This is a genomic window from Paeniglutamicibacter sp. GQ140, assembly GCF_059759235.1.
The window spans coordinates 1-1,442 of record NZ_JCAXDW010000028.1 but is presented as its reverse complement, the minus strand read 5'-3'; the positions used below and the strand labels follow the sequence as shown (position 1 = coordinate 1,442).

Here is a 1,442-nt window from a genome sequence, read left to right as displayed (position 1 = left end):
TGAACTGCTCCCCGAAAGTTGGACTGAATAATTCAGATCCTTACTTTCGGGGAGTTTTTCATGCGTCAAAATAGTTCATTGACCGCCGAGCAGCGGCTGGCTGCCGTCGATCTTTTCGAGCAGGGATTCGGGCATAAGGCGGTATCCTCAAGACTGAACGCCGGTGAACACGCCGTTCGTGGGCTCGAGAAACGGTTCAGGATTTGGGGTAGGGCAGCGTTGGAAAGCAAACCGACCAATCAGGTGTATTCCTTCGAGTTCAAGCTCGCGGTCGTCCGCCAGTTCCTCGACGGCGAGGCGACGCTGATGGAGCTTGCCCAACGGCACCAGCTCAGCTCCCCGAACCTTCTCAGGACCTGGGTCAGGACCTACCGGGAACAGGGCGAGGACGGGCTGCGTCCCAAGGCCAAGGGCCGCCCCAAGACCGCCCCCGGCGCCGAAGCGGGTGAACCCACCGAACTCGAGAAGCTGCGCCGCGAGAACCAGCGGCTGCAGGCTGAGAACGCCTACCTAAAAAAAGTTCGGGCCTTGAGGAACCAACCACCGCGCTGAAAATCAGCGCCGTGATCGCCCTCAAGGCCTCCCACCCCTTGCCCCTCCTCCTGGCCGCTGCCGGGCTTCCCCGCTCCACGTTCTTCCACCGCCAGGCCGCGCTCAAGGCACCGGACCGGCACGCGGAGCTCCGCGCCCGGATCCACGAGATCTTCACCAATGCCATGGGCAGGTACGGGCACCGCCGCATCCACGCCGAATTGCTCGGCGGTGGGTGGCAGGTGGCGAAGAAGACCGTGCTGAAGCTGATGCGCGCCGAGGGCCTGGTCTGCAAGGTCCGCAGCCGCCGCAGGTATTCCTCCTACAAAGGCCAGATCGGCAAGGTCGCCGAAAACCTGCTGAAGCGCGAGTTCGAAACCGAGGCACCGAACCTCAAGTGGGTGACCGACGTGACCGAATTCAAGATCGCCGAGCGCAAGGTCTACCTCTCGCCGGTGCTGGACCTGTTCGACCGCTCGATCGTTTCCTACTCGGTGTCGCAGTCCCCGACCGTGGCCTTCGCCAACCAATCGCTCAGCGAGGCCATCGGCACCCTGGCCGCGGGCGAGGCGCCGATGATGCACTCGGACCAGGGATTCCAGTACCAGCACGCCAGCTGGCAGAAACTGCTGGCCGACGCCGGCATGACCCAATCCATGTCGCGCAAGGGCAACTGCCTGGACAACGCCGTGATGGAAAACTTCTTCGGGCACCTGAAGGAAGAGATGTTCCACCACCACGAACACACCAGCGTCGAGGCATTCACCACAGAGCTCGACGACTACATCCACTGGTACAACCATGACCGCATCTCGTTAACGCTCGAGTGCCTGAGCCCGATGGAATACCGGGCCCAGGCACTGGCTGCGTAGACTTTTACTTACCGAGTCCAACTTTCGGGGACCAGTTCA

2 protein-coding genes are annotated in these 1,442 nt (G+C 62.0%); both read left to right on the top strand.

Going from position 1 to position 1,442, the window contains the following annotated elements:
- Window positions 1–78: 78 nt before the first annotated feature.
- Entirely contained in the window at window positions 79–552 is a 474-nt protein-coding gene (locus AC6CHY_RS19925) for a transposase (RefSeq protein WP_498228060.1), read from the top strand.
- A gap of 11 nt (window positions 553–563) precedes the next feature.
- Window positions 564–1,403 carry an IS3 family transposase gene (locus AC6CHY_RS19920; protein WP_498228059.1) on the top strand — a complete coding sequence of 280 codons (840 nt, stop codon included), beginning with the start codon at window positions 564–566 and terminating at the stop codon, window positions 1,401–1,403.
- Window positions 1,404–1,442 lie beyond the last annotated feature (39 nt).